A 13,991-nucleotide genomic window follows, 5' to 3' on the forward strand; every position below is an offset into this window, starting at 1 on the left:
TCAAGATGACGCCAAGATTACCGGATTGTAATTTCGGGGTCATGTGCACGTTCCCTGGCCTTGCGTATGCTTTGCCTGCCGCTGACAAGTGCGGCTATCGACTCTCCAAGGACTGATTTTCCATGCGACGCGATCCTTCCACTGGCCTGCTGCTGCCCAACCTGTCTCGCCGACGCTTTGTGCAGGGGCTCGCGGCCGGCGGCGTGGTGGCGGGCCTGCCCGTCTGGCAGGGGACGGCATCGGCGCAGCCGGCCGCGACGGCATTCGGCACGGCGCCGGTGTTGCGCGGCACCGAGTTCGATCTCGTCGTCGGCGAATCGGTGGTCAACTTTACCGGCAAGCCCGCCGTGGCCACCACCATCAACGGCATGCTGCCCGGCCCGACGCTGCGCTGGCGCGAGGGCGACACGGTCACCATCCGCGTGACCAACCGCCTGCGCGAAGCGACTTCGATCCACTGGCACGGCATCATCCTGCCGTACCAGATGGATGGCGTACCCGGCATCAGCTTCGACGGCATCGCCCCGGGCGAAACCTTCACCTACCGCTTCAAGGTGGCGCAAAGCGGCAGCTACTGGTACCACTCGCATTCGGGCTTCCAGGAAATGATCGGGCTGTATGGCGGCATCATCGTCGACCCGGCCGGCGAAGACCCGGTGCGCGCCGACCGCGATTACACGGTGCTGCTGTCGGACTGGACCGACGAGGATCCGATGCGCGTGCTGTCGAAGCTGAAGGTCCAGAGCGACTACTACAACTACAACCAGCCAACGGTGGTCGATTTTTTCCGCGACGTGTCGAACGATGGCCTCAAGGCCGCACTCGACAAGCGCCGCATGTGGAACCAGATGCGCATGAGCCCGACCGACCTCGCGGATCTGTCAGGCGCCACGCTGACCTACCTGACCAATGGCCTGACGCCAGCCGGTAACTGGACGGCGCAGTTCCGGCCCGGGGAGAAGGTGAGGCTGCGGTTGATCAACGGCGCGGGCAATACTTTCTTCGACGTGCGCATCCCCGGGCTGAAGCTGAAGGTAGTGCAGGTCGACGGCATCAACATCGAACCTGTGACGGTCGACGAATTCCGCTTCGGGCCCGGCGAAACGTGCGACGTCGTGGTCGAGCCGCGCGACGATGCCTACACCATCTTCGCCCAGTCGATGGACCGCACCGGCTATGCCAGGGGCACGCTGAGCGTGCGCGACGGCCTGCAGGCACCTGTGCCTGCGCCGGACAAGGCCGAGTGGCTGGCCATGGGCGACATGATGGGTGACATGGGCGGCATGCATGGCGGCGCGGAGCATGCCGGCATGCAACATGGCATGGACCACGGCCAGCACGCGATGCACGGCGCCGTTGCAGGCAATCCGCTCAAGGTCCCCGGCAAGACCGTGCACCACGCGCGCACCGAGTACGGCGCAGGCACCGACATGCGCGTCGACACGCCGCGCACGAATCTCGACGACCCCGGCATCGGCCTGCGCAATAACGGACGGCGGGTGCTGACGCTGGCCGATATGCACACGCTGGGCGGCCCGCCGGACCCGCGCGGGCCTGGGCGCGAGATCGAACTGCACCTGACCGGCAACATGGAGCGCTACACGTGGTCGTTCGACGGCGTCGAGTTCGGCAAATCGACACCGGTGCATTTCCGCCATGGCGAGCGCCTGCGCGTCATCCTCCACAACGACACCATGATGACCCACCCGATGCACATGCACGGCATGTGGAGTGACCTGGAGGCGCCGGACGGCACGTTCCAGGCGCGCCGTCACACGATCCCGGTGCAGCCGGCGCAGCGCATCAGCTTCCTGGTCACGGCGGACGCGCCTGGCCGCTGGGCATGGCATTGCCACCTGATGCTGCATATGGATGCGGGCATGTTCCGCGAAGTGGTGGTGTCGTGATGGAACGCTTCGCACGCAAGGCTGCCAGGTGCGCGCACGCCAGGAACATGCTTGCCGCGATCGTCGCGGCCGCGGGAATCGCGTCGGCGTGGGCACAGGACCCGCATGCCGGACATGCGCAACATCATTCGTCCAGCGATTCGGGGGGGGGCGCGCCCGCCGTGGAAGACGACGGCATGGAAGGCATGCAGGGCATGGATGAAGGCCCCGCGTCCGCGGCGCCGATGCCTCAGGACGCGCCTGCGATGGACCATGGCGACTTGAACATGCAGGGCGGAAGCGCGCCGCCCGACGCGCGCGACCCGCATGCATACTCGGGCGGCTATCAGCTTGGCGCGGGCCAGTACGCGCTGGGCAACACACGCCACCTTCACATGGCCGACGAGCACAGCTTTGGCTCGGTACTCGTCGACAGGCTGGAATGGGCGCATGCCAATGGTGCCAACGCCGCAAACTGGGAAGCGCAGGCGTGGTTCGGCGGCACGTATAACCGGCTTGTCATCAAGACAGAAGGCGAAGCCGCGGGTGGCAAGGTGCACGATGCGCGCACCGAACTGCTGTGGGGCCACGCCATCGCGCCCTACTGGGACACGCAGCTTGGCTGGCGCAATGACGTGGGCAGCGGACGTCCGGGGCGCAACTGGATGGCGTTCGGCGTGCAGGGCCTGGCACCGTACTGGTTCGAAGTCGATGCCACGGCCTACGTCGGCGACAGCGGGCGCACCGCGCTGCGCCTGGCGGCCGAGTACGAACTGCTGATCACGCAACGCCTGATCCTGCAGCCGCGCATCGAAGCCAGCCTGTACGGCAGGAACGATCCGGAAACCGGCACCGGCAGCGGCCTGTCGAACGGTACAGTGGGGCTGCGCCTGCGCTATGAGATCAACCGCCAGTTTGCGCCCTATATCGGCGTCGAGCGGTACCAGGCCTTCGGCAATACGTCGGACATGGTCCGGACCACCGGCGGCCGCAGCGGCGAGACCCGCTTCGTGGCTGGCGTGCGGGCCTGGTTCTGAGGCATGCTTGTGCAAGCCAGCCATCAAACCATCACACGAAGGTGCCCCCATGTTCGACATCCGTAGCCTTGCAAAGTCCTTGCTGGCCGTATCGGCGCTGCTCGCCGGCGGCCACGCTTTCGCGCATCCGCAACTGCTCGCGACCACGCCGGCCGACAATGCCGAGATCGCGGCGCCCGCGCGGATCGAACTGCGGTTCTCCGAGAGCCTGGTCGCGCGCGTGTCCGGCGCCAAGCTGCTCATGACCGGCATGCCCGGCATGGCGGACCATGCGCCGATGAGCGTGGCCACGCGCGTATCGGCCGGCGAGGATCCGAAGACGATGGTGATCACGCCCGCGAGCCCGCTTGTGCCCGGCACCTATCGCCTGGACTGGCGCGCCGTGGCGGCCGACACGCATCCGGTCAGCGGCAAGCTCACGTTCACCGTGAAATAGCCGATGGATGCTGACCGGGCCAACATCGTCCTGCGTTTTGTCCAGTATGCCGATCTGGCGCTGTTGTTCGGCGTGCCGCTTGCGTCGATGTGGCTGCTGCGTGGTGATGCGCAACCTGCCACTTGCCGGTGCCGCTTCACGACATTCTTGGCGGCGGCCGGCATCGTGTTTTCCGCCGCGGCCCTGCTGGTGACAGCCAGGATCATGATGGGCGCGGCGTCCTACCTTGCCATCGATGCCGGGACGCTGCGCATGATCGTGACCGAGACCGGCCTGGGCATGGCGTGGCAGGTGCGGATGCTGGCGCTGCTCGTCTGCGTGCTGGCAAGCATGGCGCCGTGTCATTGGCGGGCAACACGCATCCTCCTGCCAGTGGCCGCGGCGATCGCCCTGGCCACGCTCGCCTGGGGCGGGCATGGGGTGATGAGCGAAGGCCTGCGGGGCGGCATCCATCTGGCCGCCGATATCGTGCATCTGCTGGCCGCCGGCGCCTGGGTGGGCGCACTGGCGGTGTTTGTGTCGATGTCGTCGCCGAAGCGCACCGCCACGGCAGGCAGCGTGGCAGAACTGAGCCGCGCGGCAAGTGGATTTGCCCACGTCGGAGCCGGCATCGTCGCCTTGCTGGTGGTGACCGGCGTCGCCAACTACATCCTGATCGCCGGGCCTGGCCTGTCCGGCTTGCTATCCACCCGCTACGGCGGGCTCTTGCTGGCCAAGCTCGCGTTGTTCTGTGCCATGCTCGGGCTGGCGGCCGCCAATCGCTACCGCCTGGCGCCGCGGCTGGCGTACGACGTGCATCAGCGCGACGACCGCGCCGCCGTGCTTGCGCTGCGCCGCAGTTTGCGATGCGAGACGGCGTGTGCCATGGCCGTGCTGGGTCTCGTGGCATGGTTTGGCACGCTGTCTCCCGGGCATTGATTTCGCTGCCCGTTCCCTGAACCTGTGTAACCCATTCCGATCGATGAAAGCCGAACCTGTTATCACCAATCCCCTCCGCCGGAGCGTTCTCGCCGCGCTGGCGCTGTTGCCCGCGGCAGCCTGGGCTGGAGCTTCGCAGACCGCGACGGCCGTCAAGGTCTGGAAATCTCCCACGTGCGGCTGCTGCAAGGACTGGGTCTCGCATCTGCAGGCCAACGGTTTCCAGGTCACGACATACGAGGTGGAGGATCTCCCTGCCGCGCGCAGCAAGGCGGGCATGCCAGAGCGCTATGGTTCCTGCCATACCGCGGTGGTGGAAGGCTACGCGCTCGAAGGACATGTGCCGGCGCGCGAGATCCGCCGGCTGTTGCGCGAGCGCCCGGTCGCCGTGGGACTTGCCGTGCCGGGCATGCCGCTGGGGTCGCCGGGCATGGACGGGCCCGAGTATGGCGGGCGCAAGACGCCTTATGATGTGCTGCTGGTGTTGCGGGACGGCAAGGCCAAGGTGTTCCAGGCGTATTCCTCAACGCGCCGATGAAAGCCGCTGCGGCGGCTTTCAGTCTTGTCCTGCCGGCGCTTCGACGCAGGCCAGGAAGTCGCACTTGGCGAGCTCCAGCCCCGCCTGGTAGCGGATTTCCTCGCCCTGGTGCGTGCCTCGCAGGCAGTTCAGCAGCACCCGGATCAGGTTCGCGCCGGCGAGGTGAGTAAAGGGATAGCCGCCGCCGAACCGCGGGTTCATTTCCAGCAGGTACTGGCGCCCGTCGCGGACGATGACATCGCAGTCCAGGTTGCCGATATGCCGCAGGCCGCGGCTGATGCGCGTAGCCAGGTCGCTGAACGGTTCGCTTTCGACGGTAATCGCGCGGTCGGTCTCGCCGGCACGCATCGACAGTTTCTTGCGCACGGCCACGCCGACCGGCGCGGCCTCCAGGTCGTTGAAGACATCGAGGCCATATTCCTGCCCGCAGACCATTTCCTGGATGAGGACCAGCGCATCAGGTTCCCCGACGCGGGCAAACTTCGATTGCAGCCAGATACGCGCGCAGTACGCATGGGCGAAACGCAGCTCCTGCAGGCTCTCGACATAGAAAATGCCGAAGCTTGCACTGCCCCAGCGCGGCTTGACCACCAGCGGAAAGGTGATTTCGGCCGCCGACAGCGCGTCCTCGGCGCTTTGCAGGGTTGCATAGCTGCGCGGGACCGGCACGCCGATCGACTCGGCGAAGCGGACTGTCATGAGCTTGTCCGCGCAAAGACGGACGACCTCCCCCGACGAAACCACCGGTACGGTCCCGACATCGCGAAAGCGATGCGCGTGTTCCGCGATCAGGGGAAGCTCAAGATCGTTCAGCGAAAGCAGGGCCGCAACCTGGCGCGTACGGCACACGTCCACCAGGTAGTCGATGTAGCTTTCCGCATAGACGTCCGGCGCGAGCAGGAACATGTCGCAAATACTGGCAGCGGGTGCACTGCGCTGGTTGTCCACGCCGAGCACCATGCCAGTTCCGTTGAGTTCGGACTTCAGGTACTCCACGAGGTAGCGTCTTCTACCTACACACGTCAGAAGCACATTCATGATCACCCCAACGCCATGCCCAGCCCAATGGTCCGGCCTTCGTTGAGGCCGGTTCGTCTTGTGTGGATTCCGGTGCCCGGCGTCGAGACAGCGGCCACCCGGAGTCCGGACGCGAGGGGCATGCTTCTCCATCTACGGAGCGCTCGACCGGAGCCGGGACGCCCATCCCGATGCCATTGCATCTTTTACACGTCCGCTGCATCACAGGCCTCATCTAACCAGAACGGCCGGACATAAAGTAGCGCGCTATGTGGGGTGGTCCACCGAGTGCCGCAGCTTGTACTGACGTCCTGACATTGGTGCATGCGCCTGTCACTGCTCACAATGCCGGTTGGGCTGGAATGTCTTCGCTGGGCGCGCGTGCGCCCTGGCTGCCTCCGGACTGCGCGACCGGGTTGCCGGTGAAGTCCGGAACCTCCACGTCGCCCGTGGCGTTGATGCCCTGCCGCCGTATGACGATGCCGATCGTCAGCCAGACAATTTTCAGGTCCAGCCAGAACGTGCGGTGATCGACGTACCAGGTGTCCAGGCGGAATTTTTCCTCCCAGGACAGGGAGTTCCGCCCGTTGACCTGGGCCCAGCCGGAGATGCCCGGCCGCACCAGGTGCCGGCGCGCTTGCGCCGGCGAATAGAACGGCAGGTACTTCGGCGGCAATGGCCGCGGACCGATCACGCTCATGGTTCCGACCAGGACGCACCAGAACTGCGGCAGTTCATCGAGGCTGGAGCGGCGCAGGAACCTGCCGAACGGCGTGAGCCGCTCTTGGTCGGGCAGCAACTGGCCGTCCGGGCCGCGCGCGTCGGTCATGGTGCGGAATTTCACCGCCGTGAACAGCCGGTTGCCGAGGCCCACGCGCGTGGGCCGGAACAGCACGGGCGCTCCGAGCTTCCAGCGCACGGCGGCAGCCAGGATCAGCAACGGGATCGCCAGCATCAGCAGGGCGACCGCGGAGAAAGCCACGTCGAACAAGCGCTTCATGATCGAGCCGTCAGGAGCGTGAGAGTGCGGAATCTGCGGGTGTGCGCCACCTGTCGGCGCGTCTTGCCGGCATCCATCTAATCAGGGCGCGGCCCTCATGGGAAGCGCCTAGTGTGGCCGGCCCCACGTTTGGTGGTGCTCACGCATCGGAGCCACCAGCCAGCAAGGCGCGCGACGAAGGGTGAGTGTGCGGGCCCGAACGGACGGCGCGGGGGGGCCGGTCCCAGACTGCGGCAATCCAGGTTGAGCGACGTGACCGAGGGGCGCAGCGGGGCTTGCGCGAGGCCATGCCGGCATTGGTCCTGGACTTATCCACTGTCCAGGCAGTGGGCCGCCCGGCGCGGTGGTGCGAGAGTCGGGAAAACCTATCGGGAAGAGCAATAATGATCTCGTCCACGGATACCGTCATTGTCGGGGCCGGCCCCTATGGCTTGTCGACCTCCGCCTATCTGTCAGAGGCTGGCGTGCCCCATCAGGTTCTCGGGATCCCGATGCACGCCTGGAAGAATTTCACGCCACCGGGAATGCTTTTGCGCTCCGAGGCATTCGCCTCGAGCCTCTATTCGCCATGCGGCGGCTATACGGTCGAGGCGTATTGCCGACGCCACCACATGGAATACAAGTCGGTGGGCCTTCATCTGCCGGTGGAAATGTTCGTCGACTATGGACAGTGGTTCCAGTCGGAGCTGGTCGGGCATATCCGGCCGGTGGAAGTGCAGGACATGTGCCGCAAGGATGGGTATTTCCGGCTTGGCCTGAGTGATGGAAGTTCGCTGGTGGCCAGGCGCGTCGTCCTGTCGCTGGGTCTGAAGTCGTTCGGGCAGGCCCCTTCGGCGCTGCGGGGGGTGCCGCGGCCCTACGTGCTGCATTCCGGAGATTTCGGTCATTCGGCGTGGGCGAAGGACAAGGATGTCGTGATCGTTGGCGGCGGGCAGTCGGCAATCGGGCTGGCGGCATCGATGAGCGCGGCGGGGGCGCGGGTGCGCCTGCTGGTGCGTGGCGATGCCGTGAACTGGAGCCGCGAACCGCGGACGTCGAGCGGGCTCGTATCCCGGCTGCTGCGGGCACGTGTGGGCCTGGGGCGCGGATGGGATTCCAACAAGCCGTGGTTGCTGGCGATGTCCTACCTGTTGTCCGAGTATCCCGCCTCGTTCCACACGTTGAGCCTTCCGCAGCGCCAGAAGATCCTGGACACATCATGGGGGCCATCCGGGGCGTGGTGGCTGCGCAATCATGTCGAGGGCAAGATCGAGATATCGACGCGGACGGAGGTGAGCCGCGCGGAAATCAGGAATGGCCGGATCGTGCTGGAGGTCGATTCAGGAAGCGAAACATCGGCTATCAGTGCTGACCATGTTGTACTCGCGACGGGCTTCAAGGTGGATATGGCGCGCCACGCTTTTCTTTCGTCGGAGATCCTGAGCGCCCTTTCGATGGTTGACGGCTCGCCGGACCTGACATCGAACTTCGAAACCAGCGTGCGCGACCTGTATGTGCTCGGCCCCGCCGCGGCCATGAGCTTTGGCCCCGCACTGCGCTTCATCTATGGGGCGCGCTACGCTGCGCCGCGTGTGGCGGGCCATATCGGCGGTCGCTTCAAGCGCGAGGCGGGAAGCTTCGCTGCGCCATCGCATGGCGTCACGCCGGAACTGGCCAATGGGCACGGCAGTGGTGCGCATGCCAGGAGCGTGCTTCAGGTTGCGGAGCGCAATGCGGAGTAACGGTCGCGGTATCTGGGCGCGGAGCGGCGATCCGTCCCGCTGATCCGTGGGCCACGGCGCTGTCTGGGGGCGAGGACATTGCGCAGGCGCACGGCCGGCCGCGCGTGCAGGGGGAACTGGCGGAAGCGGTGAGATTCGACGCCGCAAAAATATATCGTTTTAAATCAGTGGCTTACGGCTTTCCGTCTGAGCTTATTGTACCACTGATTTGTACCAGTTGGTGCGCTGAAGCTGGCGGAATTGTGGCGCCACGACGCGGGCGCGTCAACACCAGAGTGGGGACTTGACCGGCATCGCAAGTGTCTTGCTCACAAGCACGGTCGTGACAGTTTCTGGCGCCAGCGACAGCGTCTTGTGTCCCGTGACTATCGAAAGGCCGAGTAGGGGCGTCGCTTCAGAAACATCAAGCTTGCCGCCGGGTTATTGCTTCGCTTACTGGGTAACAACCCTCAAAGGAGATGTCAGAGGCCCATCTATCGACGGCTATTGCGGGGATGCTGGCCCGGAACTCAGCGATGTCCGGGTCTTTCGTCACGATTACGCTGTCAGCCGAGCGTCCCGCGCCAAGCAGTTACCACGCCAAGTACTGCCTGGAAGATAGGCAGGACACATTTCAAAGGAAGCTAAGATATTCGGCGCACGGACGAGTTCATAGACTTGCCACGCTGCGGAACAGCGCCTTGCGTGTGCAAGGCAGGCGCGGAAGCAGTTGCGCTTACGGGGAAGGCCGTGGGGCGCCCCAGGCGGAACGTACCACCAGGAGCTTTGTGCCATCTTTGGAAAAGTGGTAGGCGCTGACTCTGCTGCACTCGGGTGTCTGCTCTTCTTTCAGCTTCTCCAGCGCGCGAACGAGACTGGCTTTGAAGTTGCGCATGTGCGACTCGTAACCAGACAGATGATAGAGCCGTTCGACCGGAAGCCATTGTGGAGCGGAGTGACTGGCGTAGAAGCTCGATAACCAGCCCAGCAGTCCGACGTTGCCCACTGCCTCGTTATCGACGGCGGTCCAAGCGCCTGGCCCGAAAAGTTCTGCGACGGACGCTGTCACCTGTAGGAGCAACGCGTCACTGCCCTTGAGGTCGCCATGGGTCGTGCCATCTTCGAAGCTCGTACTAAGCAGCTTGGGTACTTCCAAGTTCCACCCGTTGTATCGCAATCGCATCTGTGCGAAGCTCAGTCGAAGCAGACTTGCTCGAACGGCCTTGTGAGGATTTAGTCCATAGGTCAACCCCATTTTATTGACGAACTGATAAAACGAAGTCCGTACGTATCGAGGAGACCCCTCCGGAGAAAGTGGCTTTTCACGATAGTAGTCCAGGCAGGTCGCATACACGTGCCGGTCGAATTGGCAGAGTTCGTAGCCGCTGAAGGTGAGGGTCATGTTCTGGAAAGATACAATTTCCTTACCTGCGACCAGTAGGCTCCGGTCACCGGCAAGCACTTTGTCGCTATCCGCCTGCACACTCCGACCCGTGGAAAAAAGCGCCGACCTCAGAAAGGCATTTGGGAGCGCCATGGCTATTGCGGACCAACTGGGAAGGTAGACATCCCCTCCGCGCCTAGTGGCCTGGCGTCTGCGCGCAGCTCGAACTTCCTCAACAGTGGCGTCCGAAGCAAGCACGGCGATTGCCGGCGTGGAGGCGTCCTGTTTCGCCTTGCGTTCAATGCTGTCAGCAATGCTGCTCAGCCGCTCCGCAGCGCTAAGGACAGTCGCCTGTTGGCCTGGCGCCGCGGTCAATGCAGCATCTGCAGTCATGTTTGCAAGCTCGCGCAACTCGGCGACCTTGCCATGCGTTGTTTTTGCTGCCCGCACGTCAGTCATTCCGGGCCTCACTACGCTTTGAGGGGGAGCCCTGCCCAGACTCATGGAAGATTCGAGTCGTTGGAGTCATTTCGGAGCCTCCGGTCTTCCGCTCTTCTAAACTGCTTGTGAGAAGCAGGGGCAGCCAACTACCGCAGCGTGCCGCGTATGTGGCAGTCATTCCTTGTTCCATAGTGCATACTCGTCGATTGAGGTCTGTGTGTATACGCAAAATCGACCTGCATGATTTCGCTGATGAACGGATAACTCAGGTCCGCTCGCAAAATCTGACGATGAATACAGGTAGGTTTTTTTTCGAATTGCCCTCAGGACTTGACGTCCACATCGCATCTGCTTGACATCTACATCGGTAATGTTTGACGTCCGCATCGCTTTCACTTGACGTCTACATCACAACGAGCCAACAAAATTCGCAAAGGGACTACTAAAGCAAGGCCGTTTTCCGGTGCAAATACTGGCTCTTAGTATTTGTAGGCTCTGTAGCATAGATAGCTCTGTTACCGGGTTCGGATTCTGGCTTGGCGCCGCTGCATCACTATTTTCCATGGCTCTGGGCAAGCGCTCTCCGGCTCTCCAGATTCAATGGCGCGGGACAATAGACCTGATACCAGAGTCAAAGCCACGATGGGCCACGGCCATGGCCGTCCTGGTTGCCCAGCGGGTCTCCGCCTTTCACGTTGCCAGTTCGAAATTGACGAACTGAGATTTACGCGAATGGGACGATGTGTCACTTGGTTGCGCTAGTGAGGCACTCGCATTAAGCGGTTCGTTGTGAACGCTGAGGCCTTCTTCGACCTCAGCGTGGACTCAATCGCCGGTCTGGCAGAGGGCAGCCAAGGAAGCCGAGGAGAAATTTCGAGCGCACATGTTTCGGTCCTTGTTCTGACGGACTTCGCGGTCTCGCGCGCCGCAGCCTGAGTAGCCACTCTGAGAATGGCGAAGCTATCAGAGATTCGACAGGGCACCCATGATTCTTCTCCCGGAGCTAAAAGCGGCGCGGTAGTTCTACGGAGGCTGGCGGGCCTGCGGCTACTACCAAAGCTGCCCTTGCATATCCCTCACCTCACTTAGCAGTTGCGCTGAATCAGCTACCTTCTGCCGCCCTCCAGTTTGTCCACTTCGAAATTCCGCTGCGGTTCCAAAGGTTGGACGGTGCGCCGCCGTCGGCGCCGCAGCAACCAGGTTTCTGCGGTTGCTGGCCATCTGCACTGTCTTTCAACGAGTCTCCATGCGGTAACCCGGCTGAACGGGGTCGAACTTGCGAGCAGGAGGGCAGCACGTATTCAGATACTGCCGTCACTCGTAAGTGGATACTTACGTCATCTCTTTCAACCTCCCCCGTTTGGGGGTTGGACTTTTTGAAGGGCGGAATGTATGGTGGTCCGCTATACAAACGCTAATATCGTCCATGGAAGCGGAAAAGACTGTGGCCCTGAGCTTTCGGGTTACTCCCACGATGAAGCGCAAGCTCGAGGCCGCCGCTGCGCAGGAGCGCAGGAGCCTGACAAATATGTTTGAAGTCTTGGTGGACGACTTTTGCCGGACGCACGGCATTAGCGACGATGAGGTTGGTAGCCGGAGAAAGGCTGTTTCCACGGGGAAAAAGAGGGCATGAACGCAATAACAAAGTTACTGGCGGCAATCCATCCATCACTTGCCAGCCTGCACGGTGTCCCGCTGTATGTGTTCCTCGTCGTCGCGCTGCTGACGGTAGCATTTCTGATTGGCTACGCATACAAGGGTAGTCAAGTCTGCTGGCAGATTTGGTCAACGCTGCGGGCGATTCGCGCGCTCCGCAGGGACCACGGCTCTCCTAACCCCGCCGAAGTTGGCCTTGCGTTTCGATGGGAGCCACTCAAACACCTCTGGGCTGAGTATTCCGACACGCTGCATGAGTTGCGCGTGGCGGGCTCAGGTGACGCCGCCCTCACGGAAGTCCGCGCGACCGTGCCCGCCGAGTCGATGTTTACTCGCGAGGTGCTGGTCGATGGGCGTCTGTTTGACGACTTCACTCGGCATCTTCCCGGTGTGCTGACCGGCCTGGGCATCATTGGGACGTTTGCGGGACTACTGGATGGCCTGCAACAGTTCAAGCCGACCCCCATCGAGGATGCAGTAAACGGCCTGGGCCCATTGCTACTCGGTGTTCAGCATGCCTTCGTCGCTTCTGGGACCGCTATTGCTTGCGCGATGCTGGTGGTCTTCATCAGTCGTCTCGTGCTGGCATACCTTTATCGGTTGGTTGAACACCTCAATCAGGCAATCGACAGCCTTTACTCGACTGGTGCGGGCGAGGAGTACCTGGCCCGACTGGTTAGGTCGTCCGAGCAGAGCGCTACCAGCACCGCGCAACTAAAGGACGCTCTTGTGGAGGACCTCCACAAGATGATGACGAACCTCGTCGACCGCCAGATTGCTGCCCAGGAAGCTTCGACCCTGGCGCTCGGTAAGCACATTGGAGAATCCATCTCCTCCGCCATCGCGGAGCCGATGAGGCGCGTCGGTGAGGCTATGGAGGTCACGGCCCGCGGCAACGGCGAGCAGGTCAACTCGATGCTTGAGACCCTGCTCACAGGGTTCATGGCCAAGCTGGAGGATACCTTCGGGGGGCAAATGCGCGGCATCAACGAACAGATGCAGCGGTCGATGGAATCGATGTCGGCTGTTCAGTCGTCGCTCCAGGGACTCCTTGCCGACATCAAGCAGACGAATGAGCAGGCCGCGAATCAGATGAGTGGCACGCTTGAGGACGCCATGAAAAAGGCTGCGGACAATCAGCAGCTCCTGACGGACCAGATGCGCGAGTTCGTCCAGGATTTCCGACGGCTAGTGACTGAGGAACAGAATAAGTCCAAACAGGCCATGGACGAGGCTGTGATGAAAGTTCTCGGCGAAGTGGCTGTTGCCATGGAGAGCCTAGAGGGCACGCGCAAGGCCGCAGCCGCAGAGGAGGCCGGAAGGAATGACCGGCTCGCTAACCAGACGAATCAGCTGGTCGGCGGCCTGACGACACAGGTGGAGACTCTGCTGGGCGCGGTTTCGGAGCAGGTCGCGAAGACTCAACAAAACGTCGACGCACTTGGAGTCGTATCGCTACGGGCAATCGATGGCATGAATCAAGGGGCGTTGACCATGGGCTCCGCGGCTCAACGCTTCGAGACCGCAGGTGGCGCGGTGTCGGCCGTATTCGAGCGTTCGACGAAGGTCGCGGACACGCTGTCTTCCGCCGCTGCTTCGTTGCAGGCGGCATCGACGGCGGTGCAGCGTGGGTTCGAGCAGTACGATGCGACCAGGAAGACCGTTGACACTCAAGTGGCTGCGCTTATGGGGCTCATCGAGACGGTCAAGAGGGAGGCTGGCGTGTCCCAGGAACTGGTTTCCAGCATCAAGGCGAGTGCCGAAGCGATGCGGAAGTCGGAGCAAGAGGCTCGCCTGCACTTGGACCAAGTCAACGCCGCGTTGGTACAGGCATTCTCCGACTTTGGCAATTCCCTGGTCAGCCAAGTGAAGTCCACGATAGCTGAGACCGACCGCCATCTCGCACAGGGCACTGGGCATCTTAATGGGGTCGTGCAGGAACTCGCGAATGCCGTGCAGCGCATGAAGAGGGCCTAAC

At 62.9% G+C, this 13,991-nt stretch carries 10 protein-coding genes; 7 read left to right on the forward strand and 3 right to left on the reverse strand.

All coding sequences use genetic code 11. The features are described from left to right. Positions 1-122: 122 nt before the first annotated feature. Genes ACIGJC_RS04405 through ACIGJC_RS04425 form a run of 5 tightly spaced genes read left to right on the forward strand, consistent with a single transcriptional unit; the run spans position 123 to position 4,815 of the window. Entirely contained in the window at positions 123-1,907 is a 1,785-nt protein-coding gene (locus tag ACIGJC_RS04405) for a copper resistance system multicopper oxidase (protein ID WP_483710808.1), read from the forward strand. Then, complete coding sequence (locus ACIGJC_RS04410) at positions 1,907-2,923, forward strand: copper resistance protein B (RefSeq protein ID WP_483710809.1); 1,017 nt, start codon at positions 1,907-1,909, stop codon at positions 2,921-2,923. The genes ACIGJC_RS04405 and ACIGJC_RS04410 overlap by 1 nt, the downstream gene beginning before the upstream one ends. Before the next feature lie 49 nt (positions 2,924-2,972). Beyond that, complete coding sequence (gene copC / locus ACIGJC_RS04415; RefSeq protein ID WP_483710810.1) at positions 2,973-3,359, forward strand: copper homeostasis periplasmic binding protein CopC; 387 nt, start codon at positions 2,973-2,975, stop codon at positions 3,357-3,359. A 3-nt stretch (positions 3,360-3,362) separates the two neighbouring features. Next, entirely contained in the window at positions 3,363-4,277 is a 915-nt protein-coding gene (copD, locus tag ACIGJC_RS04420) for a copper homeostasis membrane protein CopD (protein ID WP_483710811.1), read from the forward strand. A gap of 43 nt (positions 4,278-4,320) precedes the next feature. Beyond that, the gene (locus ACIGJC_RS04425) at positions 4,321-4,815 is read left to right on the forward strand and encodes a DUF411 domain-containing protein (protein ID WP_483710812.1); all 495 of its coding nucleotides are present in this window, start codon (positions 4,321-4,323) and stop codon (positions 4,813-4,815) included. A gap of 18 nt (positions 4,816-4,833) precedes the next feature. Here ACIGJC_RS04425 and ACIGJC_RS04430 read toward each other — a convergent pair whose 3' ends face one another. Together ACIGJC_RS04430 and ACIGJC_RS04435 are read right to left on the reverse strand one after the other, a co-directional pair. Next, positions 4,834-5,811 (reverse strand): ATP-grasp domain-containing protein, encoded by a 978-nt coding sequence (locus ACIGJC_RS04430; protein WP_483710813.1) that lies wholly within the window; start codon positions 5,809-5,811, stop codon positions 4,834-4,836. Between the two features lie 361 nt (positions 5,812-6,172). Next, the gene (locus ACIGJC_RS04435) at positions 6,173-6,832 is read right to left on the reverse strand and encodes a sugar transferase (RefSeq protein ID WP_483710814.1); all 660 of its coding nucleotides are present in this window, start codon (positions 6,830-6,832) and stop codon (positions 6,173-6,175) included. A gap of 383 nt (positions 6,833-7,215) precedes the next feature. On the opposite strand from ACIGJC_RS04435, the gene ACIGJC_RS04440 reads away from it, so the two are divergent. Further along, positions 7,216-8,553 (forward strand): NAD(P)-binding domain-containing protein, encoded by a 1,338-nt coding sequence (locus ACIGJC_RS04440; RefSeq protein ID WP_483710815.1) that lies wholly within the window; start codon positions 7,216-7,218, stop codon positions 8,551-8,553. Positions 8,554-9,268: 715 nt separating this feature from the next. On the opposite strand, the gene ACIGJC_RS04445 is transcribed toward ACIGJC_RS04440, so the two are convergent. Beyond that, entirely contained in the window at positions 9,269-10,375 is a 1,107-nt protein-coding gene (locus tag ACIGJC_RS04445) for a plasmid replication initiator TrfA (RefSeq protein ID WP_483710816.1), read from the reverse strand. Between the two features lie 1,611 nt (positions 10,376-11,986). On the opposite strand from ACIGJC_RS04445, the gene zorA reads away from it, so the two are divergent. After that, complete coding sequence (zorA, locus tag ACIGJC_RS04450; RefSeq protein ID WP_483710817.1) at positions 11,987-13,990, forward strand: anti-phage ZorAB system protein ZorA; 2,004 nt, start codon at positions 11,987-11,989, stop codon at positions 13,988-13,990. Position 13,991 lies beyond the last annotated feature (1 nt).

The sequence above is a fragment of the Cupriavidus sp. C3SS-1 genome (assembly GCF_057073755.1).

Excerpts from the sequence above, each read along its gene's own strand:
- ACIGJC_RS04405 (WP_483710808.1), top strand. The coding sequence starts at position 123 with ATGCGACGCGATCCTTCCACTGGCCTGCTGCTGCCCAACCTGTCTCGC.
- ACIGJC_RS04410 (WP_483710809.1), top strand. The coding sequence starts at position 1,907 with ATGGAACGCTTCGCACGCAAGGCTGCCAGGTGCGCGCACGCCAGGAAC.
- copC (WP_483710810.1), top strand. The coding sequence starts at position 2,973 with ATGTTCGACATCCGTAGCCTTGCAAAGTCCTTGCTGGCCGTATCGGCG.
- copD (WP_483710811.1), top strand. The coding sequence starts at position 3,363 with ATGGATGCTGACCGGGCCAACATCGTCCTGCGTTTTGTCCAGTATGCC.
- ACIGJC_RS04425 (WP_483710812.1), top strand. The coding sequence starts at position 4,321 with ATGAAAGCCGAACCTGTTATCACCAATCCCCTCCGCCGGAGCGTTCTC.
- ACIGJC_RS04435 (WP_483710814.1), bottom strand. The coding sequence starts at position 6,832 with ATGAAGCGCTTGTTCGACGTGGCTTTCTCCGCGGTCGCCCTGCTGATG.
- ACIGJC_RS04440 (WP_483710815.1), top strand. The coding sequence starts at position 7,216 with ATGATCTCGTCCACGGATACCGTCATTGTCGGGGCCGGCCCCTATGGC.
- ACIGJC_RS04445 (WP_483710816.1), bottom strand. The coding sequence starts at position 10,375 with ATGACTGACGTGCGGGCAGCAAAAACAACGCATGGCAAGGTCGCCGAG.
- zorA (WP_483710817.1), top strand. The coding sequence starts at position 11,987 with ATGAACGCAATAACAAAGTTACTGGCGGCAATCCATCCATCACTTGCC.